Here is a 23,915-nt window from a genome sequence, read left to right as displayed (position 1 = left end):
CGCCTGCGCTGCTGGTCCGACGGTCCCGGCGAAGTGACCCGCACTGCTGGGTGAGAACCGCCCGGACGTGACCCGAAGCTCAGACTACGCCGCCTCCGCCAAGCGACGGGGCAGGAAGGCCAAGCCCCGGTCAGCTCAGCTTCGTCAGGTTGCCGACGGCTCGTTCCACCGCCAGGCAGCGGTCCTCCACGTAGTCCATGCCCGCCTCGGTCGCGATCCGCCGGGCCTCCGCCGACACGATGCCGGTCTGCAGCCAGACCGCGGGCGCGTTGATCGCCGCGGCCTGTCGCACGATGTCCACGGCGTCGGCTGCCGGGCGGAAGATGTCGACGAGGTCGACCGGCTCGGGCAGGTCGGCCAGCGTGGGCACCGTCTTCACCCCGAACACCTCGTCCACGAACGGGTTGACCGGGATGATCTTCCAGCCGTGCCGGAGCATCTGCAGCGGCACGGAGTGCGCCGGCTTGAAGGGATCACGAGAAGCGCCGACGACGGCGATGACGTGCGCTTCCGCCAGGATCTGCTGAGCACTTCTCATCCCTCGACTCTAGTCACCGGCGCGGCCACGGCGAGGTGAACAACCGGCGCCGGCGGTCTGCGCGGCCACTCACAGCAGCGTCAACTGCTGGGAAACCCGATCATCGACCGGCCCGACCGCCGGAAGCCGCCGCGCCTCGGCCGGGACCTGCCGCGCCTCGGCCGGGACCTGCCGCGCCTCGGCCGGGACCTGCCGCGCCTCGGCCGGGACCTGCCGCGCCTCGGCCGGGTCTCGCCGCGCCGCCGCCGGAACCCGGCGGGCCTCGGCCGGACCTGGTCGGTGCAGCCCGTGCCGGCGTGCCGCCAGCCGTACCCGGGCGGTGATCTCGTTCTGGAACGACTGCGGCAGGTACGACCCGCCGCGGTACAGCTCCCTGTACCGCGACGCCAGCTCGGGGTGCTCGCGCGTCAGCCAGGCCGCGTACCACTCGCGGGCGCCGGGCCGCAGGTGCAGGGCCAGGGGAGTCACACCGGTCGCGCCGGATGCGGCGATCGCGGCGACGGTTTCGTCGATCGACTCGTCCGTGTCGGTGAGACCCGGCAGGATCGGTGCCATCAGCACGTTCACCGCGAACCCCGCGTCGGTCAGCCGGCGTACGGCGTCCAGCCGGCGGCGCGGGCTCGGCGTGCCGGGCTCGACCGCGCGCCATATGTTCTCGTCGACGAAACCCACGGAGAACGACAAGCCGACCCGGGTGACGGACGCCGCCTGTTCGAGCAGCTTCAAGTCACGCAGGATCAGCGTCCCCTTCGTCAGGATGGAGAAGGGGTTGGCGAAGTCGCGCAGCGCCGACAGGATCTGCGGCATCAGCCGGTAGCGGCCCTCCGCGCGCTGGTAGACGTCCACGTTGGTGCCCATGGCTATGTGGTCGCCGGTCCACCGGGGCGCGGCGAGCTCGCGCCGGACCAGCTCGCCGGCGTTGACCTTGACGACCACCTTGGAGTCGAAGTCGTGTCCGGCGTCCATGTCGAGGTACGTGTGCGTGTTGCGGGCGAAGCAGTTGTGGCTGACCACCCCGTCGGCGATGAAGTCCCCGGTGCCCGTGGTGATGTCGTACAGCGGGAGGGTGAGGCCGAGGTCCTCGATGTCCGCGACGGTGAGCTGGGCGTCGCTGCGCACGCCGATGCCGGCCGCGTCGAGCGGCGCCTCGCTGACTCCGGTCATGTGCCGGAACCGCAGGGCGGCCCAGAGGTCCCGCGTGATCTCGACCGTGTGGACCCCGCCGAGCTGGGTGTGCGGCGGGCGGCGGCTGGGCAGGCCCAGATGCGTCAGCGCCTCCGTCACCCGGTCCAGGAAGCCGCGGTCGCGGCTGGTGAAGACGAGCGCCAGGCGATCCGCCGACCCGGTGGATCCGTACGCCCCGGCGAGAAACCCGCGATACCAGCTGCCGGTCGGCATGTCGGGCCAGCGCAGCGCCTGGTGCATGGGGACATCGTCGAGGTACGCGTCCGCGCGGATCCACGCGTCGCCTTCGCGCGGGCCGGACGGGGCAGCGCAGGAGTCGCCCCGGATGAGTCCGCAGAGGTAGCCCGCCTGGTAGTCGGGGGACTCCTTGGGCGGATCCGCGAAGTGCCCGACGCCGGACATGCGGTCGCCGACGGCGAGAGCGGGCAGATGTGGCTCTGCGGGGCTGACGTGCCGCCAGCCGCGATCGGTGAGGAACCGGTGGTCTCCGCTCGCCACGAGCCGGGTGCCGTCCGCCAGCGTCACGCGGAAGGCGCGCTTCGATGTGGACCAGTGGTCGAGCACCGTCGTCGCCACGTACCGCCGATGGGCGCCTGCCCCCATCGTGCCGAGCACCGCGTCGCCCACCTTGAGCTGCGACAGCGGCCGCGTGGAGCCGTTCGCCAGGAGGATCGGGGTGTCACCGCTCAGGCAATACGAGCAGGCGTGCGAGCAGCCTCGATACGGGTTGACGGTCCATTCGAACGGCACGCGTGAGGCGCCGGGCACGCGGTTGATGATCGATTTGGCCCGGATCTCGTAGAACGTCATGCCCGCGAAGCCCGGGGTGTCGAACGTGCGGACGGTCGCCCCGGGCACCGCCAGCGGCAGGGGTGAGGCCGCTGGCGGTGCGTCCAGGAGCGAGTCGTCGCCGGCCGGGGCCGACAGGTGAGACCATCGCATGGCGAAGATTCGAACACATGTACGACCGCGCTGTCCACTCGGATCGCCGGGCCGGGTGCGCCGATCTGCCGGCCTACAAAAGCCGCGCCGGCATGCAAAAGCGCCGCGGACCGAGCGGTCCGCGGCGCCGTGCCGTGCTGGTGGTCAGTGGTTGTGCGCGGCGAGCTGCTTGCGCACGTCGTCCATGTCGAGCTTCTCGACCTGGTCGATCAGGGACTCGAGCGCCGACTCGGGGAGGGCGCCGGGCTGCGAGAAGACGATGACGCCGTCGCGCACTGCCATGATCGTCGGGATGGAGCTGATGTTGAACTTCGCGGCGAGTTCCTGCTGAGCCTCGGTGTCGACCTTGCCGAACGTGATGTCGGGGTGCTTCTCCGACGAGCGCTCGTACGTCGGGGCGAAGCGCACGCACGGGCCGCACCAGCTGGCCCAGAAGTCGACCAGCACGATGCCGTCCTTGCCGGTCACCTCGTCGAAGTTCTCTGTGGTCAGCGCAACGGTCGCCATGATCTCTCCGTCCACGGGATTGGGGCTACGTGGCTTTCAACCGAACCTGTACCTCGTCAATTCCCTGCCCACCGGCGATGACACGTGGCCTGCGGCACCATTGACGGCGCTCTCAGGCGTGCGGAGGCAACTCATCGTAACCGAATGCATGGAGAGCGCTCTCAGTTGTTACGAGAAGTCCGACGTCTCTTTTGCACCGTCTCGACCGGACTCGTCGGCTCTGACGCTGCTCGATAACGACAAGGTCACCGATAACGAAAACTGGTAACAAAGTTAAATGTGACCTGTGTCACTTTTGAATTCTCTTCACATGGATACGCAGGGTGAGGCAGACTCTTCCCCAACAGAGCGTGGGCGGCGGGTGCCGGGGAGGGCCCCGCCGCTCATTGCGTCTCCTCCCCGATGCGCTCCGAGACCGTGAATCCGCCGGTCGGAGCCGGATCCCCGAACCGCCGACGCGGCATCACGCCGCCGCATCGGCCCGAAAGGGGTGCGACGGATTCGGTTCCTGCCCGCCGGGACGCTCGTACCTCCGTAGCCGGCTGATTCCACCGCGTGCTATCGGTCCGGCCGCCGCGCGGGCTGGACCGCGCATCCCGCGAGAGACGACGGCGCCCGGCCCGGATAGCGTGCTGCGCCATGGCGGCCGATGAGGTTGCGGCGAACGGTGAGCCGCTGATGGAAGTGGGTGTCGGGCCCTGGTCCGGGCCGTGGCCCGACGGCGACCGCTACGACCCCGAGCTCCTGGAGCACGGCGACCGCCGCAATGTCGTCGACCGGTACCGGTACTGGCGGCGTGAGGCCGTGGTCGCCGATCTCGACCGGCGACGGCATCCGTTCCACGTGGCGATCGAGAACTGGCAGCACGACTTCAACATCGGGACCGTCGTACGCAACGCCAATGCGTTCCTCGCCGCCGAGGTGCACATCGTCGGTTTGCGGCGGTGGAACCGGCGCGGTGCCATGGTCACCGATCGGTACCAGCATGTCCGGCACCATCCGAGCGTCGAGGCGTTCGCGGCGTGGGCCGCGGAGGCCGGACTGCCGGTCGTCGGCATCGACAATCTGCCGGGATCGCGGCCGATGGAGAGCGTCACGCTTCCGCGTGAATGCGTTTTGATCTTCGGCCAGGAGGGGCCCGGGCTTTCCGACGCGGCGCGCGCTGCGTGCAGCGAACTCTTCTCCATCGCCCAGTACGGGTCCACGCGCTCGATCAATGCGGGCGTGGCGAGCGGCATCGCGATGCACTCCTGGGTACGCGCCCACGCCGGCCCGCCCCCGGGGTGACCGGCGGCTCCGGCGCAGCGTGGCAGCCCTTCTCCATCCTTTCGGGTTCCGCCGATCCGCTTGACGGGGGCCTCCGGGGCAAGCACCTTTAGGGGGTGGGTGTCACCGTAAGCTGCCCCCGTTGTGCTGGTCAGGTCCGACCTCCGGACCTGATGCACAGCGCTTGGCGTTGCAATGACTGCGGTGACGTCCAGCCCTTCCACGTCGCCCAGCACATCGGGCCGGAGATCCTCGAGAGCGTCCTGCGCCAGGCTGCCCAGGGTCCCGACCGCATGCCGCTGTGGTGTCCGTGGCCGCTGCCGCCCGGGTGGATGGTCACCGGCGTCGGCTGGGCGGGTGACGACCGGTCCGGCGTACGCGCGACAGCCCTGTCCTGCAGCGGCCCCGACCCGCTCGGCGGCGGCCCCGCCGACCTCGTCCTCATCGCCGAGCAGCCCGGCGTCGGCCTCGGTACGCGCTTCGCCGGCATCCCCGGCATCGACCCCGGTTACCTGATAACCGAGGCGCTCAGCGACGGCGCCGGCCGTCCCGGGCCGCACGCGAAGATCAAGGCCGGGGGACATCCGACTCCACTGTGGTGTGTCAAGTCCCCGGAGGACCGAAGCGCCTATGTGAGTGAAGCCCGAGGAATGTGGCTCTATGCGGTAGCGTGGCCCGCAAGCGCGGGCTACTTCCTCGCCGAGCATGTCGTGCTGCACGACCTGACCGACGGGGTGCCGCCCGAGCTCGTGTACGGAGCGCCGTCGCCCTACCTGCACGGCCGGGTCTGATCAAGGACCCGTGACCTGCGGGAACGGTATCGGCTTTTCGGGCACTCTGTTCACAGAGCGCAGTCTTACTGATACCGTGAGTGTTGCTGCGGCGTCGACCGTACCCGCAACGGAGGAGCAGGCCCGCCATGATCAAGAAGGTACTCACCTGGCTTGGCATCGCATTCTTGATCTTCTTCATTGCGTTCAACCCGAACTCCGCCGCAGCGGTCTTCTCGTCCCTCGGACAGACCATCGGCGACATCGCCCGCGGTTTCGGAACCTTCTTCACCAACCTCGTCGCTTAACATCGGCGCATGGGTCCTGGTGAGCCGCGGCAACCTGATGACGAGGGTGCGCGTCGCCCTCAGGACGACGACGAGACCTTCGGCTACGACGATCCGGCGTTCCGGGCCGCCGACGGCCCGGAGTATGCCCGCGGAGTAGCCTCTGCGGACGGTCCCGGATATTCGTCCGGTCCCGCGTACGCGACGAGCGCCGGTTACGCCGACGACTACGAGACGCGTGAGCAGGAGCGCTACCGCGATCCCGGCGAGTACGACCCCCCGGTCTTCACCGAGGAGGAGCTGCAGGGCCTCGGTGGTGACGGCGGGGGTGTCCCCGGTGGACCACGTCGCGTCCTGCCGCTCGAGGACGAACCGACCACACTGGTCTCCCGCTATCTCTTCCCGACCGAGCGCTACCGCGGGGAGTGGAAGCGGCACTGGATCCACCTGTCCACGCCGCTGCTCGTCGGCGTCGGCGCCACACTGCTGCTCGGCTATCTCGCCGGCTTCCTCACCCGGCAGAACATCGACGGCCTGGTCACGGCGGCCGTGTTGATCTGGCTCGGCGTCATGGGCTGGGTCGGCTGGAAGGTCGCCGACTGGTACTTCGACCGGTTCATCCTGACCAACAAGCGGGTCATGGTCGTCAACGGCATCATCACCCGCAAGGTCGCCATGATGCCGCTGCTGCGGGTCACCGACATGAAGTACGAGCAGTCCGCCCTCGGCCGCATGCTGAGCTACGGCACGTTCGTCCTCGAGTCGGCCGGCCAGGACCAGGCGCTGCGTGAGGTCAAGCATCTGCCCAACCCCAACGAGCTCTACCTGCGCGTCGTCGAGGAGATGTACGAGCCGCAGGCGGTCGAGGCGCGGTTGGGCAAGGACGGTGACGCGGGCGACGACGCCTGACGTCATCGGCGGAATCCGTGCGCGCAACCGGTAGCGTCGCCGAGTGACCAGAATCGACCTGCACTGCCACTCGACCGCCAGCGACGGCACGCTGACCCCGTCCGAGTTGGTCCGGGCGGGCGCCGCCGCGGGTCTGGACGTCATGGCCATCACGGACCACGACACCACGGGCGGCTGGGCCGAGGCGGCGGCCGCGCGGCCGGCCGGGCTGACTCTGGTACGCGGCGCCGAACTGTCCTGCCGCTGGTACGGGGTGGAGCCCGCCATCCCGCTGCATCTGCTGGCGTACCTGTTCGACCCGGAGGAGCCGCAGCTCGCCGCCGACCTCGCGCGCCTGCGCGCCGACCGGGAGCAGCGCGCCGAGAAGATCGTCGAGTTGCTCCGCGCGGACGGCGTCGACATCAGCTGGCCCGAGGTCAGCGGTTATGCGGCGGGCGGGTCGGTGGGGCGTCCGCACATCGCCCAGGCCTTGATCCGGGCCGGTCTCGTCCGTACGACCAGCGAGGCGTTCGCCTCCCGATGGCTGGGCGCGCGGTACTTCGTACCCAAAGCGGATCTTGATGTTTTCGAGGCGTTGCGGGCGGTGCGGGCCGCGGGCGGGGTGGCCGTGTTCGCCCATCCCAACGCGACGGTCCGCGGGCGGATCGTGCCGGACAAGCTCGTCGTGGAGCTCGCCGCGGCGGGCCTTTTCGGACTCGAGGCAGACCACGAGGACCACTCGCCGCAGCAGCGCGCCCACGTCCGGTCGCTCGCCGGGGAACTGGGGCTGGTCGTCACCGGATCGTCGGATTTCCACGGTACGCACAAGACCGTCAAGCTGGGCGCCTTCACGACCGACCCCGCCGAGTACGGGAAAATCGTGACCGCCGCCACCGGAGTTTCCGTCCTGGGGTGACGGTCCTCGCAGTTCGGAGCGGGTGACCCGGCGCTGCGCCTAGGTTGAGCGCGTGAATGTGAAGTTGTTCGGCGAGGTCTTCGTGACCCTCCTGGTGATCGTGGATCCGCCGGGCATGGTGCCCGTCTTCCTGGCGCTGACCGGCACCCTGCCGGCCAAGCAGCGGCACCGCGCGGGAACCCAGGCGGTGCTGCTCGCGCTCGGGGTCATCGTCGTGTTCGCGGTGGCCGGCCAGACCCTGCTCGACTATCTGCACGTCCAGCTGCCGGCGCTGCAGGGCGCCGGCGGCCTGCTGCTCATCCTCGTCGCGTTGCAGCTGCTCACCGGCAAGACCGACGAGCCGTCCGAACAGGGCGGCACGAGCAATGTGGCGCTGGTCCCGATCGGCACGCCGTTGCTCGCCGGGCCCGGCGCGATCGTGGCGACCATGCTGTTCGTGCAGCGCGCCGAGGGGGCGGTGGACTACACCGTGATCGGGCTCGCCATCCTCGCCGTCATGCTGACGGTGTGGGTGGTGCTGCGGTTCTCGGGCGGCATCGTCAAGCTGTTGCGGCCCGGCGGGATCGAGGTCCTCACCCGGATCGCCGGCCTGCTGCTCGCGGCCATCGCGGTCCAGCTCATCGCGGACGCGGTCGGCGCGTTCGTCAAGCTGTACGCGGCGGCCTGAGGGAGCGCGCCGCCCGTTCCGTACGGCCCTGCGCGTCGTCGGCCGGGGGTCGCGGGCGGGTTTTGTCGGAGGGGCCTGGCAGGATTGTTCCGTGCGCAGGACACCGCCGAGATCGGCCGCCGTACCCGAGCAGTTGGGCTTCGCCGGCATGCCCGAGCGCCTCTTCGTCTGCACCCCCAGCAAGCTGGGCACCTACGTCGACTGCCCGCGCCGCTACCGGTACACGTATGTCGACCGGCCCAGCCCGCCGAAGGGTCCGCCCTGGGCGCACAACTCGCTCGGCGCGAGCGTCCACACGGCCCTGAAGAACTGGTACGCGTTGCCGGCCGCCCGCCGCAGCGCCGCCTCCCTGCCCACGCTGCTGAAGGCGACGTGGGTGCGCGAGGGCTACCGGGACGTGGACCAGGAGCGGGTCACCTACCGCAAGGCGCTGGAGTGGCTCGACACGTATGTCGCGGGTCTCGATCCGGAGGAGGAGCCGCTGGGCGTCGAGCGGGTGGTCGCGACCAAGACCGGAGTGCTCGCCTTCAACGGACGCGCCGACCGCATCGACGCCCGCAACGGCGAAGCGGTGATCGTGGACTACAAGACCGGCCGTTCCGGCCTCGACGCCGACGACGCCCGCGGATCCCAGGCCCTGGCCCTTTACGCGTACGCGGCCCAGCGCGTGTTCCGCCGCCCGTGCCGCCGCGTCGAGCTGCACCACCTGCCCTCGGGCACCGTGGCGGCCCACGAGCACACGGAGGAGTCCCTGGCCCGCCAGGTCGCGCGGGCGGAGGACACGGCGCGCGACATCATGGCGGCAGAGAAGGCGGTCGCCGCCGGGGCCGATCCGGACGCGGAGTTCCCCGCCAACCCGGGGTCGCTGTGCGGGTGGTGTGACTTCCGGCGTACGTGCCCGGCGGCCGGGGATGTGCAGGCCAAGGAGCCGTGGACGGCCGTCGAGCACCTGGAACGCGCCGTCTGATCTCCTCGCCGGCCGTTCGTCTCGTCAGGCCGTCGGCCGCGGGGTGTCAGGTCAGGCCGGCTCGTTGGAGCGCCTCGCGGCGCATCGGGGCCACCCGGTACCGCTCCGGGACGGCGGCGAGGGCGGCCTTCATGAGCAGGCGCATACCGCGTACGGAAAGGTCCGCCGACATGTCGGTCGTCGGCCAGCCCAGGCCGCCGTACATCTTGCGGGCCCAGGGTGGCAGCAGGGCGAGCGCGGTCGCGGCCACGCCGAAGTACGCCCACCGCGTCGGGCCGAGCGTGAGGCCGAGCCGCAGCGGCCTGCTGCCCCACGACTGCGGCACCGGCGGCACCGTGAGGAACAACGCGGTCTCGGCGCTGTCCCGGGTCATCCCGAGCTCCGGCCGCATGCTGTCGTAGTAGTCGGCCACCTCGGCAGCCGTGGCTGGGACAGTGGCGGGGTCGAGCCCCATCAGCTCGGCCGCCCGCACCTGCTCGGTGTAGTAGCGGTCCACCTCGTCGTCGGTGAGCTCCAAGCCGGCGCGGCGTGCCGTGGTGAGGAACGATTCGACCTCGGCGACGTGGACCCAGCGGAGCAACTCCGGCTCGTCGATGCGAAACGTCTCACCCGTACGCGGATCGGTCGCGGTCATCCGCGAATGCAGCCGCCGGATCCGGCTCGCGGCCCGTTCGACCTCGGCGGTGGCGCCGTAGACGACGGTGCCCACGTACGCGGAGGTCCGCTCGAGCCGCCCCCACGGGTCGGCGCGGTACCCGGAATTCTGGGCGACGCCGGCCACCGCACGAGGGTGAAGAGCCTGCAGGTAGAGGGAGCGCAGCCCGCCGACCAGGAGGATTGGCTCCTCATGCACTCTCCACGTGACCGAGCCGGGGCCGAAGAGTCCGAGGTCTGCGGCGCTGTCCATGACCCCAGCGTGCCACGCGAACGGCGAAGTTGAACAGGTTCAGAATTTCCGCCGCCGCCTTCAGGCGACCCGCTCCGACCGGCGAGCCTGCCGGCACGAGGGGCAGAGACCCCAGAATGTGACTTCCGCCTCGTCCACCTCGAAACCATGCCCGGCGGTCGGATCGAGACACGGACGTTCACCGACGACGCAGTCGACGTCCTCGATGGCGCCGCAGCTCCGGCAGACGAGGTGGTGGTGGTTGTCGCCCACGCGCGCCTCGAACCGTGCGGGGCTGCCGGCCGGCTCGATCCGCCGCGCGAGACCCGCCCGGGACAGCGCGCCGAGTACGTCGTACACACCCTGGGTCGACACCGAGTCCAGCCGCTCGCGTACCTGCCGGGTGATCTCGTCGACCTCGAGATGACCGCCCTGCGTGAGCACCTCGAGCACCGCGACCCGCGGCCGCGTCACACGCAGGCCGCGATCACGCAGCAGCTGCTCGGCGGTCGGCATCTGCCAATGACAGCATGCGAAACTCCGCTGCTCAACTCTTGATCCTGCTTGTACGCGGTGCTCGGTGGCGGCTCGGCCTGCTCGTCGTTGCCCCCCCCTTGTTCGCGGCCTGTTGTTCGCGGCCTGTTGTCCCGGCCTGTTGTTCCCGGCCTGGGGTGACCCTTCCGCGGGTTCCGCGGGTTCCGCGGGCCGCAGGGTTTTGCGGCCCGCAGGGTTCCGCGGGGACCGCAGGGTTCCGCGGGGACCGCAGGGTTCCGCGGGGACCGCAGGGTTCCGCGGGGTCCGCAAGGTTCCGCGGTGTTCCGCGCGGGGTTCCGAGAGTTCCGCGGGCATGTATTCGCGGCCGTGCGTCTCTTCGGTGAACCGGATCGGCTCGGCCGGCGTAAGCGCGAACAAGGGAATTCCCGGGCTCCCGGGAGTGCCGTGAAGGGTGCCGGTGGCTCTACGCTTGGGTCCAAGATTGTTTAACGTTCAAGGAGGGTGACCGTGTTCGACCAGATAAACGGCATGCCCGTACACGCGTTGGTGCTCCACGCGGCGGTGGTGTTCGTGCCGCTCCTGGCCCTCGCGGCGATCGTCTACGCGGTCGTGCCCCGCTGGCGGGCGAAGGTCGGCTGGGCTGCCGTCCTGCTGGCCCTGGCCGCCCCGGTGGCCACCTTCGTCGCGATGGAATCCGGCGAGAAGCTGCGCGACCGCATGGTGGCCAACGGCCTGACCGGCCCACCGCTAGAGAAGATCGACGACCACATGGGGTACGGCACCCTCACCTTCTATTTCACGCTCGGGCTCGGCGTGATGACCCTCCTGATGGTGTTCCTCACCCTGCGCCAGACGGCCCGACCGCTACCCCGAGCGGCCGGCCTGCTACTTGCCGTGATCATGGTGGCGCTCGCGGCGGTTTCCGGCTATTACGTGTTCAGGACCGGTGACTCGGGAGCCCAGGCGGTCTGGGGAACCTCGTCCTGACGGACGCCGTCCCGGCCGCCGTGTGGGGTGGCGGCTGGGACGGCTCACCTGCCTCGCGCGGCGCGCGGGCCGCGTTGTGCCAGGCTCGTTCTGCTCCAGGTGCGGGCTCGTTCAGAAGATCGCGCGGGCGCAGAGCAGACACATGAGGATCACGGCGATTGCTCCGGCGACCAGGCCGACCCCGTACGTCACGGTGCGGGCGGATCCCTCCTCCTCGTCGAGGGCGTCCATGTTCTGAGCCGGCATGGCGCGGGGCGGCGGCGGATGGGACACCGTCGGCGGTCGCCAGTGCGGTGAGGCCGGGGCCGGTCGGGGCGGTCCCTCGTACGCCGGCTTGGCGTCGGGGGCCGGGCTGGGACGGTCGGCACCGAACTGGTCGGCGCCGGACTCCGGCCGCTGCCAGTACGCGTCGTCGTCGGATCCGGTCGGGGCGCTCACGTTCATCGACGCTACATCCCTCGGGTGCCGACAGCGCGCGCGACGCGGCCTACCCTCATACCGTGGACATCCTTGACGACCCCGACCCCGACCGCGACGCTGACGCCGAGCGCACCGTCGACCTCGAGTCCGAGGAAGCACCGCTGCTCCCGGACCAGACCCGCGACGACACGGAACGCGGCTGGGGCTACAGCGGCACCGAGAGCTCGAACGACGACCGCCTGCTGGAGGACCGCCCGCCCCACTGGGGGTGAGCGGATCTCCTGCCACAGCGTCGCGGGCTTCTGCTCGAGCGGCGCGGATCGGATCCCGCCGGACGCGTCGCCGGTGCCGTGCTGGGCCGCCGGAGCATCTGCTGCCCAGCGCGATGCCTTGTGCTTCCGGCGGGCGTCATTTTGTGGCTCGGCGCGTTGCCCCGTGCCCACGGTGCGCGTCGTCTTGTGGTCCAGCGAGATGCCTTGTGTCCCGGGCGGCCGTCGGTTTTTCGCTCAGCCGTGATGTCGTATGCCAGGTGGCCCCGCCACCCTCCGTCGCCTCGCATCGCGCCACCCCTCCCCTCCGTCGCCTCGCCTCGCCTCGCAACGCGTCGCGTCGCGTCGCCTCGCGTCGCCTCGCCTCGCGTCGCGTCGCGTCGCGTCGCGTCGCGTCGCCTCGCGTCGCCTCGCGTCGCCTCGCGTCGCGACGCGTCGCGGATGTGGCGGCGGTCAGCCGTCCGGTCTGATCACGACCACGTACCCGTCCGGGGCTGGGTTGACTGTTTCCTTCGCCGCTGCGGGCGTGAGCGCCAGGAGGAGCCCGCCGGTCAGCGGATCGTCCGTGCCGGTCACCGCCAAGACCAATGCCGCGGCGGCTATCGGCTGCGTTCCGGCTCCGGCCCTGAAGACGTCCACGTGGTCGCCTGCGTGTACGAGGCGCAATGCCGTCGGCTCCGCCAGGCGGATCGGCACGCCGACGGTTCCCGCAGGCGCCGGCAGAGGGGCAGCCGCAGATGCGACGGGCCCCGTACTCATGGGTGTTGTGCCTTGCGGCGAGCCGACCGCAGTGGCCGTCTCCAGGGCGTCCTGGCCGGCCCCGGTCTCCATGCGGTGTGAATCCGGAGCGGGCTGAGCAAGGGCCGGTTGCGGGGACGCCGGCTTTTCGGACGGTGGCTTGCACGTTGCCGGGCCGGACCACGCGAGTGTTCCGGCGACGGCCAGCAGCGCCGCGACGGTGGCCAAGCGCAGCAGGGTTGAGCGCCCTGGTCTGCGCCGGCGTACCGGGGCGAGGGCGTGGCTGTCTGGTGTCCGCGATTGAGTCGGCCGCACGCGATGAAGCTAGGGGGATTCGGGGGCAGCCGCCGGCGGCGCTGTGGATACCCGCGCGTTGTGGATAACCGGCGGCCGTGGTGGCGGGGCGGGGTAGAAAGGACGGGCCGTTCCGGCGGGCACCGTGAGCTCGGACCCGCCGGACCTGGCAGGCATGGCAGACGGCTCGAGGCCCGGCGGGCCGGACCACTGCGGACGTGGTCGGCCTCTGGTGCGCGGTCTCGCAGCCTGTGGCGTTCCGCCCCTGTCCCGGATTCACCCCGGACTTCGGCCGATCGCCTGGGTAGCGCCGTCAGGGCGGGCCGGCCTGTTGCGGGCGCGGCGCTGGGGCGCCGTCATGGTCCCGTGCTCCGCGCGAGACCAGGCACCGTGGCGGGCGCGGCGCGCTGATGGGGTGCCGTCAGGGTGGCCTGTTGCGGGCGTGGCCCAGCGCTGGGGGCGGCGCCAGGGCCGGGTTGGCCTGCTGTGGGCGCGGCTCGGCGCTGGGTGCGCCCCGGCGGGCTCGGTCACGAGGGGCGTGATCGGCGCCGGGGCGGCCCTCGGTGAGGTGGCCGGCGATGCGGCCCGGGTTCAGGAAGCGGTCGAGGCGGCCGGTGATGAGGTCGTCGACGAAGAGGAGGAGGACGACGATGACGAGGTCGACGTTGCGGCCGGGGTCGGGGACGCGGTCGAGGACGAGTCCGACTTGCCGTCCGTGGAGGTCGTCGAGGCGGCCGGCTTGTCCGCGCTCACGCTGCCGGAGCGCGAGTCGTTGCGGTAGAAGCCGGAGCCCTTGAAGACGATCCCTACGGAGTTGAAGACCTTGCGCAGCTTGCCGCCGCAGGCGGGGCATTCCGTCAGCGCCGGGTCCGAGAAAGACTGCACCCTCTCGAGCTGCTCCCCGCACTCCGTGCATGCGTACTGGTACGTGGGCACTGGTCCTCCGCGTCGATACTCAGGGCTTGGCACTCGCCGTCTCAGAGTGCCAATGCTGCGTCATCGGAGTTTATTTCGTCCAGTCCGGCGTCGCACTGAGGCCCTCCGCGGGTGTGATCACGGCCCGTACGCGGCGGTCGTGGGCCTCCGACGGGACGGAATCGAGCAGCTCGCCGTCGTGGAGCAGGGCCACGGTGAACGCCGTGGGTGCCACCCGGGCGAGGGCGCGGTCGTAAGAGCCTCCGCCGCGGCCCATGCGTACGCCGTGGCGGTCGGCGGCGAGGGCCGGGACGACCACGAAGTCGGCTCGGGAGATCGCCGTCGTCCCGAGGCGGGGGCCTGCCGGTTCGAGAAGACCACGCGGTCCGGGGCGCAGTGAGTCGCGCCCCTCGTAGCGGACCCAATCCAGATCGCCGTCGCTCAGGAGCGCGGGAAGCAGGAGCAGGGAGGCTGGAGGCAGTGCTGTGCGCAGGGCGTCGGGTAGCTCCGGACCGCCTGGTTCCGAGCCGACCGGGACATAGGCGGCGATGACTGTGGGTGACTTCTGGCGTACGAGGGGCACGAGTTCCTCGAGGACCGTCTTGGCGGCTGCAGCGAGGGCTTCGGGCGGCCTTGATCTACGTGCTGCGAGCAGGCGGTTGCGGAGGGCTACCTTCTCGGCCCTAGATCTTTCCGCATCACGGGTCAAATCGGACATGAAACACCCCCTTTGGAAGACCGGCAAACGGTGCGCACTATGTCAGCATCGCTGGATAAGAAGGCCACTTCCAGGAGGACGTGTGACTCTGCGTGGCCGACTCACTACCGCCTTCCTGGTGGTCGTGCTCGGCCCGGTTCTGCTCGGATCCTTCTTCATCGGGATGACCGTCGCCACGGTGAGCCGGGACCGGACGGTCGAGCGGCTCGATCATGCCGCAACGACGGTACGCACGGCGATGGGGGCGATGTGCCGGCAGCTCCAAGCGGTCGCCGACGCCGTGGCGGTGCTGCCGCCGGCCGATCGGCAGGCCGCCGCCGAGCAGATGATCACCCGCGGGCTGGCCGCTGACGTCCGCATCGTCGGCGGTCCGGGGGCAGGCCCGGGTACGGCGGACGGCCGCCCGACCGAGAGCTCAGGAGCAACTCAGGAACGGGTCACGGCCGGCGGCGTGCCACAGGGAAGCGGACACAGCCCTAGCAGCACAGAGGGCGTGGGCGCCGCGACCCGTCCCGGAGGCATGGCCGGCGCGGCGGCAGCGCCGGACCCCCGAGGGGCCCAGGCTGCGGGAGGCGCGGTTGGACCAGCTGCGTCCAGCGCCGGGAAGGGGATGGCTGCCGCCGGCACTGAGGCGCTGCCCTCGCAGGCGCATCAAGGCGAGCGTGACTGCGCCGGCGGGCAGAGCACCGACGCTGCCACGCCCGCCACGGCGGTGGTCGCGTACGCGGTGCAGGGCGATGTCACCGTGGCCGCCACGGAGCGGGTGGACAGTGCCTTCATCTCTCGGCTGGGCGGGACGAGTGGCGCGGCCGTGAGCCTCCTCCAAGCCGCCGCGCGGAGCCCGTACGCGAGGAAGATAGAAGTTTCTCCCGGGCAGCCTCTTCCGCTCGTGGTGTCCGTGTCCGACAGTGAGCCCACCGTTCTCTACGTAGTGCTCGTCGTGGCAGTGGTGGCGGTTGCCGGGATCGCGATTGTGGCGGCGCGGTGGCTCGCGCGATCCACCACCCGGCCGCTCGCCGAGCTCGCGTGGGCTGCGGGGGAGGTGGCCGGCGGGGCGTTGGACGTACGGGTTCCGGTCGGGCGGGACGACGAGATCGGGCAGCTCGCGGGGACCTTCAACCGGATGACGCGGGAGCTGCAGACGTACGTGCAGGCGCTGACCGCGAGCCGGGACCAGTTGCGCGGGCATCTGGCGATCCTGGGTGACACCCTGTCCAGCACGCATGATCTGCACCGGATCCTTCAGGTCATTCTGCAGACGGCGCTGTCCGCGACCGGTGCCCGTGCGGGCGTGGTGCTGCTCATCGACCCCGAGGAGAACTGCCTGGTGGCGCGTTGCGCCGAGGGCCTGACCGGGCGGTGGGACGTGCCCGCGGAAGAGATCGGTTCTCTGCGCGTACGGCTGGGGCAGGGGATTCTCGGGGCCGTTGCCGCCGGTGGGGAGCCGCGGCGGGGGGTGTGCGCGCGCGGCGATGGGATCGGGGACGAGCCGGTCTGCAAGACGTACGTGGCCGTCCCCATCTGCGCCCCCGCGACGGTCGGGGATCCCTTGGTGCCCGGGGAGCGAGAGACCGCCGGGCAGCCCGCGACCCTCGGGGTGCTCGCCCTGTACGACCGCCTCGGCTCCGACGAGTTCGACGACGCGGACCTGCTCACCCTGCGTACGTTCGCGGGGCAGGCCGGGATCGCCGTGCAGAACGTGCGTGTCCACGAGGAGGCGCAGCGGCTCTCGCTCACCGACCCGCTGACCGGGTTGTGGAACTACCGCTGTCTGCAGGAGTCGTTGCGGCGGGAGGTGGAACGGGCCAGCCGGTTCGGGCGGACGCTCACCGTGCTGGTGCTCGACCTCGACCATTTCAAAGAGGTCAACGACACGTACGGGCACGCTGCCGGCGACGCGGTTCTCAGCGAGTTCGCGCGGCGGATCCGGGTGGGCCTGCGGGAGGTCGACATTGCGTTCCGGCAGGGTGGCGAGGAGTTCGTCGTGCTGTTGCCGGAGACCGACGCGTACGGCGGGATCATCGTGGCCGAGCGGCTCGGGGCGGCTGTGCGCCAGGTTCCCGTCGCGGTCGACGGCCGGCGGCTGGACCCGTCCGGCACGGCCGTTGTCGAGCGGATCTCGATCAGCGTGTCCATCGGCGTCGCCGTGTACCCCGAGCACGGCGTGAACGCTCAGCAGGTGCTCGAGGCGGCGGATGATGCGCTGTACGCGGCCAAGAGCGCCGGGCGGGACACCTACCGGCTCGCGGAGAGGACGCGGACGGTGAGCGCGATGGGTCCGCCGCGCCGACCGGTCGAAGACGGCCCGGCGCCTCGTGTCGATGCGCGAACCGGACCCGGACCCGGACCCGGACCGGGAGCCGGACCCGGACCGGGAGCCGGACCGGGAGCCGGACCCGGACCGGGAGCCGGACCGGGAGCCGGCCCTGGACCGGGAGCTGGACCGGGAGCCGGACCCGGAGCCAGAACCGGGACGGGCGGCGACGACGCTGCGGGAACGGCTGCGGGCGCGGAGAATGGCGTCGTAGGCGTGGCGGGGGACGGTACGCGGCACGGCACAGACAGCGATGCGGCGCATCCGGCGCCTGTGTTGTCCGACGGCATCGATGGTTCGCGACGCCGAACACCCGGCGGTGGGGCGGGCCCGGGCGGTGTGACGGACCCGTCAGTTTCGGGGCGGGTTCGGGACGGGCAAATGGATCATCCGGGATCGGTGACGGGCGCGTCCGGCGGGCCACAGCCGCCGCGGCAGGGCCGTGGCCGATAGTCTCGCGGCATGTCCGGGCACAACTCAGCGAAGGTGCGGTGACCCTCAGATGTCCACGCAGGCGCATGCGACCGGCCGTCGAGCCGTGAAGGCCGTCATTCCGGCGGCCGGGCTCGCCACCCGATTCCTGCCGGCCACCAAGGCTGTCCCGAAGGAGCTGTTGCCTGTCGTGGACCGCCCGGTCCTCCAGTACATCGTGGAGGAGGCGGCCGCCGCCGGGATCACCGACGTGCTGCTCGTGACCGGGCGGGGCAAGACCTCGATGGTCGATCACTTCGACCGGCGGCCCGACGTGGAGGCCCGGCTGGAGGAGAAGGGCGACACCGAGCGGCTCGCGGCCGTGCGCCGGACGAGCGAACTGGCCGACATCTACACCTGCCGGCAGGGTGAGCCCCTCGGCCTCGGGCACGCGGTCGGGGTGGCCGCCTCGCACGTCGGCGACAACGCGTTCGCCGTCCTTCTCGGTGACGAGTTCGTCGAGGAGGACCAGCCGCTGCTGCCGGCCATGCTGGACCTGCAGGCCGAGACCGGCGGCATCGTGCTGGCGTTCATCGAGATCCCGCGCGAGCAGACCAGCCGCTACGGCATCGCCTCCGTCGAGCCCGAGGAGGGCCGGGGGCCCGACGTCGTCAAGGTCACCGGCCTGGTCGAGAAGCCCTCGCCGGAGGACGCCCCCAGCAACCTCGCCGTGGTCGGGCGCTACGTGCTTCCGGCGTCCATCTTCGACGCGATCCAGAACACCAAACCGGGCAGCGGCGGGGAGATCCAGCTGACCGACGCGATGGCCCAGCTGCTCGCCGACGGCGTACCGGTGCACGGCATCGTCTACCGCGGGCACCGGTACGACACCGGCATGCCGCTCGGCTACCTGCAGTCGGTCGTCGAGCTGGCGTGCAAGCGCCCCGACCTGGGCGCCGAGTTCCGGCAGTGGCTCGCCGAGTTCGTGGCCACGGAAACCGGCGGTGCGAAGGGATGACGGCCACGGCCGATGCCGAGGCGGCCGCCAACGAGCTGATGCCTCTCGCCGAATACCTGGGCAGCGTGCTGCGCAGGCTGCGGGCGCTGCCTCCGCTCGACCTCGACCTCACCCAGGCGCACGGCAACGTCCTCGCCAACGACGTGCTGGCCCCGCACCCGTACCCGGCCTTCGACCAGGCCGCGATCGACGGGTACGCGGCCCGCTGGGAGGACCTTGCCGCCGCCGGGCGTATCGGCTCGCACCCGTCGTTCGGCGCGTTCGAGGGCGGGCTGCGGCCCGTACGGCTCAACGTCGTCGGTGACCTCGGCGCAGCCAGCTGGCGGCCCGTCCGGCTGACCCCGGGGACCTGCTTCTCCGTGGCGGCCGGCGCGCCGCTGCCGATCGGCGCCGACGTCGTCGTACCCGTGCACTGGACCGACCAGGGCATGGCGGCGGTGGAGATCCTGCACGCACCGAAGCGCGGATCCGGGGTCCGGCGGGCGGGCGACGAACTGCCCGTCGGCCGGGTCCTGGCCACCGCCGGCTCGTACGTGACACCGGCCATGGTCGCGGTGTTCGCCGCGTCGGGCATCGGGCACGTCGTGGTCCGGCCCAGCCCCCGCGTCGTCGTGGTGGCCACCGGCGACGAACTGGTCGACGTGGGCCGCCCCAGCCAGCCGGGACAGGTCGTCGACGCGAACTCGCACGCGCTCACCGCCGCGGCCGTGGAGGCGGGTGCTCTCGCGTACCGGATCGGCATCTGCGACGACGACCCGGAAGGCCTGCGGGGGTTGCTCGAAGATCAGACGCTGCGGGCCGATCTGATCATCACCACCGGAGGCACGGGCACGGGGCCCGGCGACATGCTGCGCCGCGTGCTGTCCCGGCGCGACCCCGGCCGGGGCGCGGTCGAGTTCACCGACGTGGCGCTGTGTCCCGGGGCGGCCCTGGGGTTCGGCACCGTCGGCGGCGAGGAGGTCCCGGTCGTCTGCCTCCCCGGGGAGCCCGGCGCGGCCCTCATCGGCTTCGAGGTCCTCGCACGGCCGGTGATCCAGCTGCTCGCCGGGGCGGAACCGGTCTTCCGGCCCAGCGTCAAGGCTCACCTGCTGGAGACCGTCTCGTCGCCGGGCGGGCTGCGCGAGTTCCGCCCCGCGCATGTAGCGGAACGGCGCGGCGGCGGCTACACGGTGCAGCCGCTCGCCGGAGGGCCGTACACTCTGTCCGGCCTCGCCGAAGCCAACGGTCTGCTGGTGCTCGGCGAGCGGGTCACCGCGGCGGCTGCCGGGTCGACCGTCGACGTGTTGCTGCTCGACCGGAGGCGATGATGCTGGGGTCCACGCCCGGATGGCCTGCCGTCCTGGCGGACGGGCCCGTGCTGCTGCGGCCCTACCGGCGCAGCGACGCCCGCGCCTGGTCCGAGGTCCGCGTCGCCAACCAGGCGTGGCTCAGCCCCTGGGAATCCGCGCCGCCCGGGCCCTGGGCCGAGATGAACTCCCCGCGCGCCTACCTCTATGTGTATCGCGACATGAAACGGGCCGCGCGGCGCGGCGACAGCATGCCGTTCGCCGTCTGCCTGCGGCAGGACGCCGGCGAGGAACGGCTGGTCGGGCACATCAACCTCGGCAGCATCGTGCGGCGGGCGTTCAGTTCCGCGTACGTGGGCTACTGGGTCGATTCCCGCGTCGCCGGCCGCGGGGTGATCCCCACGGCGCTAGCGCTCGCGGTCGACCACGCTTTCGGGGCGGGCGGGCTGCACCGAGTCGAGATCAACATCCGGCCGGAGAACGGGCCCAGCCGGCGGGTCGTGGAGAAGCTCGGCTTCCGCGAGGAGGCGTACCACCCGCGCTACATGCACATCGACGGCGCGTGGCGCGACCACCTCGGGTACGCGATGACGAGCGAAGAGGTGGCCGCGGAGGGCGGCCTGGTGGCGCGGTGGCGGAGGCTGCGCACGGCCGCGAAGTGAAACGCCCGCCGAGGCCGGGGCGGCGCGTCGGCGGGGCATTCGTGCGCGGGGCGCGCCGGGCGGGGACGGGCGCGGCCGATCCAGGCGGGGATAGCGCGGCCGATCCGGGCGGGGACGGGCGCGGCCGATCCAGGCGGGGATGAGCGCGGCCGATCCGGGTCGGCGGCGATGAATTGATCATCAGGACGTTACGGGACCGGCGCGCCGCGCCGGTATCCGCAGGTGTCGCCCGTAATCTCGGGGAGATTGCGACTTTTTCGTGACCGGGCGCGACCGTCCGGCACGGTTCGAGGCTGACGGGAGGGGTGAGGGTGCCGACCTCGGTGCTCCTCGCCGTCCTCGCCGCGGCCGGGTTGCTCGCCCTCGCGCCGGCGCTCGTCCGCCGGTACGACGCGACCGAGCGCCTGGCGGCGGAGCGGGCGTCGTCGACGGCTCGGGTGCTGCAGCGCCGCCGTCGACGCCGTACTGTGCCCGGACGCCGACCGGTCAACCCTGGCCGCCAGTACATGGTTACGTCGCGGACCCTAACGGGTGAAGCTGCGCCGGTCCCGGCCGACCCCGCCACTGCGGGCCGTGATCCGGTCACTCCGGTCTCCGCCGCTCCCGTCTCCGCGCCCCCGGCGCGACGGCTGCGGGTCGTCACGTCGCGCCGGCCGGCCCGGCGGCGTCCGCCCGTACGGCGCCAGACCCCGGCCGTGGTCCGCCGGCGCCGGGTGTTCGCCGCGCTGCTGCTGCTCAACGTCATCGAGCTCGTGGGTGTGCTCGCCGTCGGGCCCGGCTTCTGGATCAGCTTCGCGGTGACCGCCACGCTGCTCGGCGTCTACCTCGTGCACCTGCGCAACCGGGCGATCGCGGATCGCCGCCGCCGGCGCATCGAGGCCCGGGAAGCGGCCTGGCTCGCGGCGCGGCAGGCGGAGGTACGCCGGGAGCAGGCCCGTCGCGCGGCGGCACGCCGGGAGGCGCAACGCCGGCTGGCGGCGCAGAAGGAAGCGGTACGCCGGACAGCCATGGGTCTCGACCGTGACCCGTCCGACCTGCCGGCCGCCGTCAACGGGGCTTCGGTCTCCTACCGGCGTACCGGAGGGCTGCGCGGCCGGGCCTACGAAGCGGGCGGCCGGGGCAGCTCCTACCCGGCCTGAGAACTGGCGAACCGCGACACGGGAGGGCGATTCGCGGGGCGGGCGGGGGACCTGTTAGCCTAGCTGCGGTCCTACGGGGCCGGGGGGCTGTGGCGCAGTCCGGTAGCGCACCTCGTTCGCATCGAGGGGGTCTGGGGTTCAAATCCCCACAGCTCCACCCCACAGAGGTCAGGCCATCTCCGTTCGCGGAGGTGGCCTTCTTCGTCTGCCGGGCGCGCCGGCGGCGGAGCGAGCGGGCGTGCTGGGCCGATGCGAGCGGACCTGCGCGACCGCTGCGATGGTGCGGTGATGGGGCGCACCAGGCCAGCGTCGGCAAGCTGAGTGCGCCAGGCCCGTGATGCGGGTCCACCTGCCGTGTGTCGGTGCCGTGCTCGATGACGAGCAGCGCGACGGCCGGTGTCGTGCGCCGGGGGCGGCGGTGCGGGTCAGGAGCCGATCATCTTGCGGCGGGCGATCAGCTGCTGGAGTTCCGTGACCAGGCGACGCGGGGAGAGTGGCTTCGGCAAGTAGCCGTCCGCGCCCGAGTACAGGCCCGCGTTGATGTCGTGGGCGTGACTGTTGGCCGAGACCATCAGGACCGCCGCGTTGCGGGACTCCGGGTCGCTGCGGACCAGCTGGCAGAGTTCCATGCCGTTGAGGGCCGGCATGCGGACGTCCGTGACGATGCCGATGGGGTGGGCGACCCGGATGATGCGCGCCGCCGTGCTGCCGTCCTTGGCGCCCACCGTGGTGTAGCCGGCACGCTCCAGGGTGTACGTGATCATGTCGCGCAGGTCCGGGTCGTCCTCGGCCACGAGGATCAAGTTCTCGTTCATGCGCCCGCACATCGGCGGGCTTGCGGGATCCCCCAGCGGGACCCGGGTTGCATCCCAGGAGCGGATCTCCGCGGCGTCCGGCAGCCGGTGCTCACCGATCACGAAGGCGGTCCGGGTGGCGCCGCCACCGGGCAGATGATCATTGCGACATATCGATACAGCCAAGAGCCCGCGCGCCCCGGTGCGCGGGGCGGTACCGGCGGGCAGACTGCACGGATGCTGGGACGAAACTCATCGCACTTCTGGGGCGTGGTGCTCGAGACTCCCGACCCGCTGGCCCTGGCGGAGTTCTACTCGGCGCTGATGGACTGGCGGATCGTCAAGGAGGGGCCGGACTTCGTGGCCCTGGCGCCCCTCGGCGACCACGTCGAATATCTCGCATTCCAGCGGTCGCCCGACTACGAGCAGCCGACCTGGCCGAACAAGTCCCACAAGCAACAGATGATGATGCACCTCGACATCGAGGTGCCCGACCTGGAGAAGGCCGTCCGGTTCGCCACGGAAGCCGGTGCCACGGAAGCGGACCATCAACCCCAGGACACCGTACGGGTCATGCTCGATCCGGACGGTCACCCGTTCTGTCTGTACGTGGACACCAGCGTTTAGCGTCTCGCCCCGGTACCGGATGCGTCGTCGTCATGCCGTACCCGTCGATGTCTTGATGTTGACGTTGTAGGGCTTTTGACCGATCGATTGACCGGCCCCGCCCGCGCCGGATCACATGACGACATGACCTCCTTCATCGCTCAGCTCAGCGACTCGCATCTGACCACCGGGCCGCTGGGCGGCGGGCCGGCCGCCGGGCTCCAGCTCGCCCTCGCCCGCGTGATGGCCCTCGATCCGCTGCCCGACTGCGTCGTCGTCACCGGCGACCTCACCGACCACGGCCGGGAAGAGGAGTACGCGGCACTCAAGGAGGTCATCGGCGATTTTCCGCTGCCGCTGCACCTGACCACCGGCAACCACGACGACCGCGACGCGATGATCAAGGTGTTCGGCGGCGAGCCGTATTACTCGGTCGAGTACCCGGAGTTCACGTTCGTCGCCCTCGACTCGCTGATCCCGGGATCGCCGGCCGGGCGGCTCGGCGAGGAGCAGCTCGACTGGCTCGACGGCGTGCTGGCGGCGCGGCCGGGGCTGCCCGCCATGATCGGGCTGCATCATCCACCGATGCCGATCGGCATCCCGTTCCTCGACGGTATGCGGCTGCTCGACGGCAAGCGGCTGCGCGACGTGGTGGCCGAGCACGGCAACGTGGCGAGGGTCATGGCCGGCCACGTGCACCGCCCGATCACCGCCGCGTTCGGCGGGAGTGTGATGACGATCGCACCCAGTACGTGGCGGCAGTCTGGGCTGCTGCTGAACTCGGACGCGCCGCCCGGGTACGTGGCCGAGCCGACCGGTTTCCTGCTGCACATGATCGAGGGAGAGGACTGCGTGACGCACACCGTGCAGGTCAGCCATGCCGGAGCGTTGCTGGGGGCGTACTGAGATCCTCGGTTCTCGCTCCGCCTGCTTGCTCGGCGCAAGGGTGGCACCGCTCGGCGCAGAGATCCGGGAAGTGTCGTACCCGCGCTATACGGTCGATGTCCACGCACGGTCGATGCCCGCGTGC

The 23,915-nt window shown here is 71.3% G+C and carries 26 protein-coding genes, 1 tRNA gene and 1 pseudogene; 18 read left to right on the top strand and 10 right to left on the bottom strand.

Features of this window, described 5'->3' with window-relative positions; all coding sequences use genetic code 11:
- Window positions 1-130: 130 nt before the first annotated feature.
- From AB0K03_RS30035 to trxA, 3 genes are all read right to left on the bottom strand, one after another.
- Window positions 131-538 (bottom strand): CoA-binding protein, encoded by a 408-nt coding sequence (locus AB0K03_RS30035; protein ID WP_364691542.1) that lies wholly within the window; start codon window positions 536-538, stop codon window positions 131-133.
- A gap of 69 nt (window positions 539-607) precedes the next feature.
- Entirely contained in the window at window positions 608-2,665 is a 2,058-nt protein-coding gene (locus AB0K03_RS30030; RefSeq protein ID WP_364691539.1) for an intein-containing Rv2578c family radical SAM protein, read from the bottom strand.
- Window positions 2,666-2,809: 144 nt separating this feature from the next.
- On the bottom strand, window positions 2,810-3,172 hold the full coding sequence (gene trxA / locus AB0K03_RS30025) for a thioredoxin (protein WP_364691536.1): 363 nt from the start codon (window positions 3,170-3,172) through the stop codon (window positions 2,810-2,812).
- Between the two features lie 678 nt (window positions 3,173-3,850).
- Between trxA and AB0K03_RS30020 the strand changes: the two genes are divergently transcribed.
- The 7 genes from AB0K03_RS30020 to AB0K03_RS29990 all read left to right on the top strand — a co-directional run bounded on the left by AB0K03_RS30020 (window position 3,851) and on the right by AB0K03_RS29990 (window position 8,933).
- A complete protein-coding gene (locus AB0K03_RS30020) occupies window positions 3,851-4,459 on the top strand; it encodes an RNA methyltransferase (RefSeq protein WP_364691706.1) in 609 nt (202 codons plus the stop codon).
- A gap of 95 nt (window positions 4,460-4,554) precedes the next feature.
- Window positions 4,555-5,229: a DUF6758 family protein gene (locus tag AB0K03_RS30015; protein ID WP_364691533.1), complete on the top strand. Its 675-nt coding sequence runs from the start codon at window positions 4,555-4,557 to the stop codon at window positions 5,227-5,229.
- A 128-nt stretch (window positions 5,230-5,357) separates the two neighbouring features.
- Entirely contained in the window at window positions 5,358-5,516 is a 159-nt protein-coding gene (locus AB0K03_RS30010; RefSeq protein WP_364691531.1) for a hypothetical protein, read from the top strand.
- Between the two features lie 9 nt (window positions 5,517-5,525).
- Window positions 5,526-6,404, top strand: coding sequence for a PH domain-containing protein (locus tag AB0K03_RS30005; protein WP_364691528.1), 879 nt, complete (start codon window positions 5,526-5,528; stop codon window positions 6,402-6,404).
- Window positions 6,405-6,447: 43 nt separating this feature from the next.
- Window positions 6,448-7,299, top strand: coding sequence for a PHP domain-containing protein (locus tag AB0K03_RS30000; RefSeq protein ID WP_364691526.1), 852 nt, complete (start codon window positions 6,448-6,450; stop codon window positions 7,297-7,299).
- Between the two features lie 52 nt (window positions 7,300-7,351).
- Window positions 7,352-7,966 carry a MarC family protein gene (locus AB0K03_RS29995; protein ID WP_364691523.1) on the top strand — a complete coding sequence of 205 codons (615 nt, stop codon included), beginning with the start codon at window positions 7,352-7,354 and terminating at the stop codon, window positions 7,964-7,966.
- Between the two features lie 148 nt (window positions 7,967-8,114).
- A complete protein-coding gene (locus AB0K03_RS29990; RefSeq protein WP_364691703.1) occupies window positions 8,115-8,933 on the top strand; it encodes a PD-(D/E)XK nuclease family protein in 819 nt (272 codons plus the stop codon).
- 46 nt (window positions 8,934-8,979) lie between these two features.
- Here the strand turns inward: AB0K03_RS29990 and AB0K03_RS29985 are convergent, their stop codons facing one another.
- Together AB0K03_RS29985 and AB0K03_RS29980 are read right to left on the bottom strand one after the other, a co-directional pair.
- Window positions 8,980-9,840: an oxygenase MpaB family protein gene (locus AB0K03_RS29985; protein ID WP_364691520.1), complete on the bottom strand. Its 861-nt coding sequence runs from the start codon at window positions 9,838-9,840 to the stop codon at window positions 8,980-8,982.
- A gap of 60 nt (window positions 9,841-9,900) precedes the next feature.
- Complete coding sequence (locus tag AB0K03_RS29980; protein ID WP_364691517.1) at window positions 9,901-10,335, bottom strand: Fur family transcriptional regulator; 435 nt, start codon at window positions 10,333-10,335, stop codon at window positions 9,901-9,903.
- Between the two features lie 480 nt (window positions 10,336-10,815).
- Here AB0K03_RS29980 and AB0K03_RS29975 point away from each other — a divergent pair, with 480 nt between their 5' ends.
- Window positions 10,816-11,301 (top strand): DUF2231 domain-containing protein, encoded by a 486-nt coding sequence (locus AB0K03_RS29975; protein WP_364691514.1) that lies wholly within the window; start codon window positions 10,816-10,818, stop codon window positions 11,299-11,301.
- Between the two features lie 111 nt (window positions 11,302-11,412).
- On the opposite strand, the gene AB0K03_RS29970 is transcribed toward AB0K03_RS29975, so the two are convergent.
- Window positions 11,413-11,745, bottom strand: coding sequence for a translation initiation factor 2 (locus AB0K03_RS29970; RefSeq protein WP_364691511.1), 333 nt, complete (start codon window positions 11,743-11,745; stop codon window positions 11,413-11,415).
- 56 nt (window positions 11,746-11,801) lie between these two features.
- Here AB0K03_RS29970 and AB0K03_RS29965 point away from each other — a divergent pair, with 56 nt between their 5' ends.
- Window positions 11,802-11,993 (top strand): hypothetical protein, encoded by a 192-nt coding sequence (locus AB0K03_RS29965; RefSeq protein WP_364691509.1) that lies wholly within the window; start codon window positions 11,802-11,804, stop codon window positions 11,991-11,993.
- A 450-nt stretch (window positions 11,994-12,443) separates the two neighbouring features.
- On the opposite strand, the gene AB0K03_RS29960 is transcribed toward AB0K03_RS29965, so the two are convergent.
- A complete protein-coding gene (locus AB0K03_RS29960) occupies window positions 12,444-12,686 on the bottom strand; it encodes a hypothetical protein (protein ID WP_364691506.1) in 243 nt (80 codons plus the stop codon).
- A 778-nt stretch (window positions 12,687-13,464) separates the two neighbouring features.
- On the opposite strand from AB0K03_RS29960, the gene AB0K03_RS29955 reads away from it, so the two are divergent.
- Complete coding sequence (locus tag AB0K03_RS29955) at window positions 13,465-13,803, top strand: hypothetical protein (RefSeq protein WP_364691732.1); 339 nt, start codon at window positions 13,465-13,467, stop codon at window positions 13,801-13,803.
- A 14-nt stretch (window positions 13,804-13,817) separates the two neighbouring features.
- Here the strand turns inward: AB0K03_RS29955 and AB0K03_RS29950 are convergent.
- Together AB0K03_RS29950 and AB0K03_RS29945 are read right to left on the bottom strand one after the other, a co-directional pair.
- A pseudogene (locus AB0K03_RS29950) lies at window positions 13,818-13,958 on the bottom strand (FmdB family zinc ribbon protein); the annotation flags it as partial.
- A 70-nt stretch (window positions 13,959-14,028) separates the two neighbouring features.
- Window positions 14,029-14,655 carry a 5-formyltetrahydrofolate cyclo-ligase gene (locus AB0K03_RS29945; RefSeq protein ID WP_364691504.1) on the bottom strand — a complete coding sequence of 209 codons (627 nt, stop codon included), beginning with the start codon at window positions 14,653-14,655 and terminating at the stop codon, window positions 14,029-14,031.
- A gap of 82 nt (window positions 14,656-14,737) precedes the next feature.
- Here AB0K03_RS29945 and AB0K03_RS29940 point away from each other — a divergent pair, with 82 nt between their 5' ends.
- The 6 genes from AB0K03_RS29940 (at window position 14,738) to AB0K03_RS29915 (ending at window position 21,642) form a co-directional block, all read left to right on the top strand.
- Complete coding sequence (locus AB0K03_RS29940; protein ID WP_364691501.1) at window positions 14,738-17,422, top strand: diguanylate cyclase; 2,685 nt, start codon at window positions 14,738-14,740, stop codon at window positions 17,420-17,422.
- A gap of 49 nt (window positions 17,423-17,471) precedes the next feature.
- On the top strand, window positions 17,472-18,398 hold the full coding sequence (locus AB0K03_RS29935) for a UTP--glucose-1-phosphate uridylyltransferase (RefSeq protein ID WP_364691498.1): 927 nt from the start codon (window positions 17,472-17,474) through the stop codon (window positions 18,396-18,398).
- On the top strand, window positions 18,395-19,705 hold the full coding sequence (glp, locus tag AB0K03_RS29930; RefSeq protein WP_364691495.1) for a gephyrin-like molybdotransferase Glp: 1,311 nt from the start codon (window positions 18,395-18,397) through the stop codon (window positions 19,703-19,705). The genes AB0K03_RS29935 and glp overlap by 4 nt, the downstream gene beginning before the upstream one ends.
- A complete protein-coding gene (locus tag AB0K03_RS29925; RefSeq protein WP_364691492.1) occupies window positions 19,705-20,346 on the top strand; it encodes a GNAT family protein in 642 nt (213 codons plus the stop codon). The genes glp and AB0K03_RS29925 overlap by 1 nt, the downstream gene beginning before the upstream one ends.
- Before the next feature lie 311 nt (window positions 20,347-20,657).
- The gene (locus AB0K03_RS29920; protein ID WP_364691489.1) at window positions 20,658-21,485 is read left to right on the top strand and encodes a hypothetical protein; all 828 of its coding nucleotides are present in this window, start codon (window positions 20,658-20,660) and stop codon (window positions 21,483-21,485) included.
- 83 nt (window positions 21,486-21,568) lie between these two features.
- Window positions 21,569-21,642: transfer RNA gene (locus AB0K03_RS29915), tRNA-Ala, on the top strand.
- Between the two features lie 268 nt (window positions 21,643-21,910).
- Here AB0K03_RS29915 and AB0K03_RS29910 read toward each other — a convergent pair.
- Window positions 21,911-22,300 carry a response regulator gene (locus tag AB0K03_RS29910; protein ID WP_364691486.1) on the bottom strand — a complete coding sequence of 130 codons (390 nt, stop codon included), beginning with the start codon at window positions 22,298-22,300 and terminating at the stop codon, window positions 21,911-21,913.
- A gap of 216 nt (window positions 22,301-22,516) precedes the next feature.
- Here AB0K03_RS29910 and AB0K03_RS29905 point away from each other — a divergent pair, with 216 nt between their 5' ends.
- The gene (locus AB0K03_RS29905; protein ID WP_364691483.1) at window positions 22,517-22,906 is read left to right on the top strand and encodes a VOC family protein; all 390 of its coding nucleotides are present in this window, start codon (window positions 22,517-22,519) and stop codon (window positions 22,904-22,906) included.
- 123 nt (window positions 22,907-23,029) lie between these two features.
- Window positions 23,030-23,791, top strand: a complete 762-nt coding sequence (locus tag AB0K03_RS29900) for a phosphodiesterase (RefSeq protein ID WP_364691480.1) — start codon at window positions 23,030-23,032, stop codon at window positions 23,789-23,791.
- Window positions 23,792-23,915 lie beyond the last annotated feature (124 nt).

Origin of the sequence: Actinoplanes sp. NPDC049316, from assembly GCF_040677315.1 — a bacterium.
GTDB lineage: Bacteria > Actinomycetota > Actinomycetes > Mycobacteriales > Micromonosporaceae > Actinoplanes.
Note: the sequence above shows the minus strand (reverse complement) of the source record. Positions and strands in the feature narration are given on the sequence as shown.

Excerpts from the sequence above, each read along its gene's own strand:
- AB0K03_RS30035 (WP_364691542.1), bottom strand. The coding sequence starts at position 538 with ATGAGAAGTGCTCAGCAGATCCTGGCGGAAGCGCACGTCATCGCCGTC.
- AB0K03_RS30030 (WP_364691539.1), bottom strand. The coding sequence starts at position 2,665 with ATGCGATGGTCTCACCTGTCGGCCCCGGCCGGCGACGACTCGCTCCTG.
- trxA (WP_364691536.1), bottom strand. The coding sequence starts at position 3,172 with ATGGCGACCGTTGCGCTGACCACAGAGAACTTCGACGAGGTGACCGGC.
- AB0K03_RS30020 (WP_364691706.1), top strand. The coding sequence starts at position 3,851 with ATGGAAGTGGGTGTCGGGCCCTGGTCCGGGCCGTGGCCCGACGGCGAC.
- AB0K03_RS30010 (WP_364691531.1), top strand. The coding sequence starts at position 5,358 with ATGATCAAGAAGGTACTCACCTGGCTTGGCATCGCATTCTTGATCTTC.
- AB0K03_RS30005 (WP_364691528.1), top strand. The coding sequence starts at position 5,526 with ATGGGTCCTGGTGAGCCGCGGCAACCTGATGACGAGGGTGCGCGTCGC.
- AB0K03_RS29990 (WP_364691703.1), top strand. The coding sequence starts at position 8,115 with ATGCCCGAGCGCCTCTTCGTCTGCACCCCCAGCAAGCTGGGCACCTAC.
- AB0K03_RS29985 (WP_364691520.1), bottom strand. The coding sequence starts at position 9,840 with ATGGACAGCGCCGCAGACCTCGGACTCTTCGGCCCCGGCTCGGTCACG.
- AB0K03_RS29980 (WP_364691517.1), bottom strand. The coding sequence starts at position 10,335 with ATGCCGACCGCCGAGCAGCTGCTGCGTGATCGCGGCCTGCGTGTGACG.
- AB0K03_RS29970 (WP_364691511.1), bottom strand. The coding sequence starts at position 11,745 with ATGAACGTGAGCGCCCCGACCGGATCCGACGACGACGCGTACTGGCAG.
- AB0K03_RS29945 (WP_364691504.1), bottom strand. The coding sequence starts at position 14,655 with ATGTCCGATTTGACCCGTGATGCGGAAAGATCTAGGGCCGAGAAGGTA.
- AB0K03_RS29935 (WP_364691498.1), top strand. The coding sequence starts at position 17,472 with ATGTCCACGCAGGCGCATGCGACCGGCCGTCGAGCCGTGAAGGCCGTC.
- glp (WP_364691495.1), top strand. The coding sequence starts at position 18,395 with ATGACGGCCACGGCCGATGCCGAGGCGGCCGCCAACGAGCTGATGCCT.
- AB0K03_RS29925 (WP_364691492.1), top strand. The coding sequence starts at position 19,705 with ATGCTGGGGTCCACGCCCGGATGGCCTGCCGTCCTGGCGGACGGGCCC.
- AB0K03_RS29910 (WP_364691486.1), bottom strand. The coding sequence starts at position 22,300 with ATGAACGAGAACTTGATCCTCGTGGCCGAGGACGACCCGGACCTGCGC.
- AB0K03_RS29905 (WP_364691483.1), top strand. The coding sequence starts at position 22,517 with ATGCTGGGACGAAACTCATCGCACTTCTGGGGCGTGGTGCTCGAGACT.
- AB0K03_RS29900 (WP_364691480.1), top strand. The coding sequence starts at position 23,030 with ATGACCTCCTTCATCGCTCAGCTCAGCGACTCGCATCTGACCACCGGG.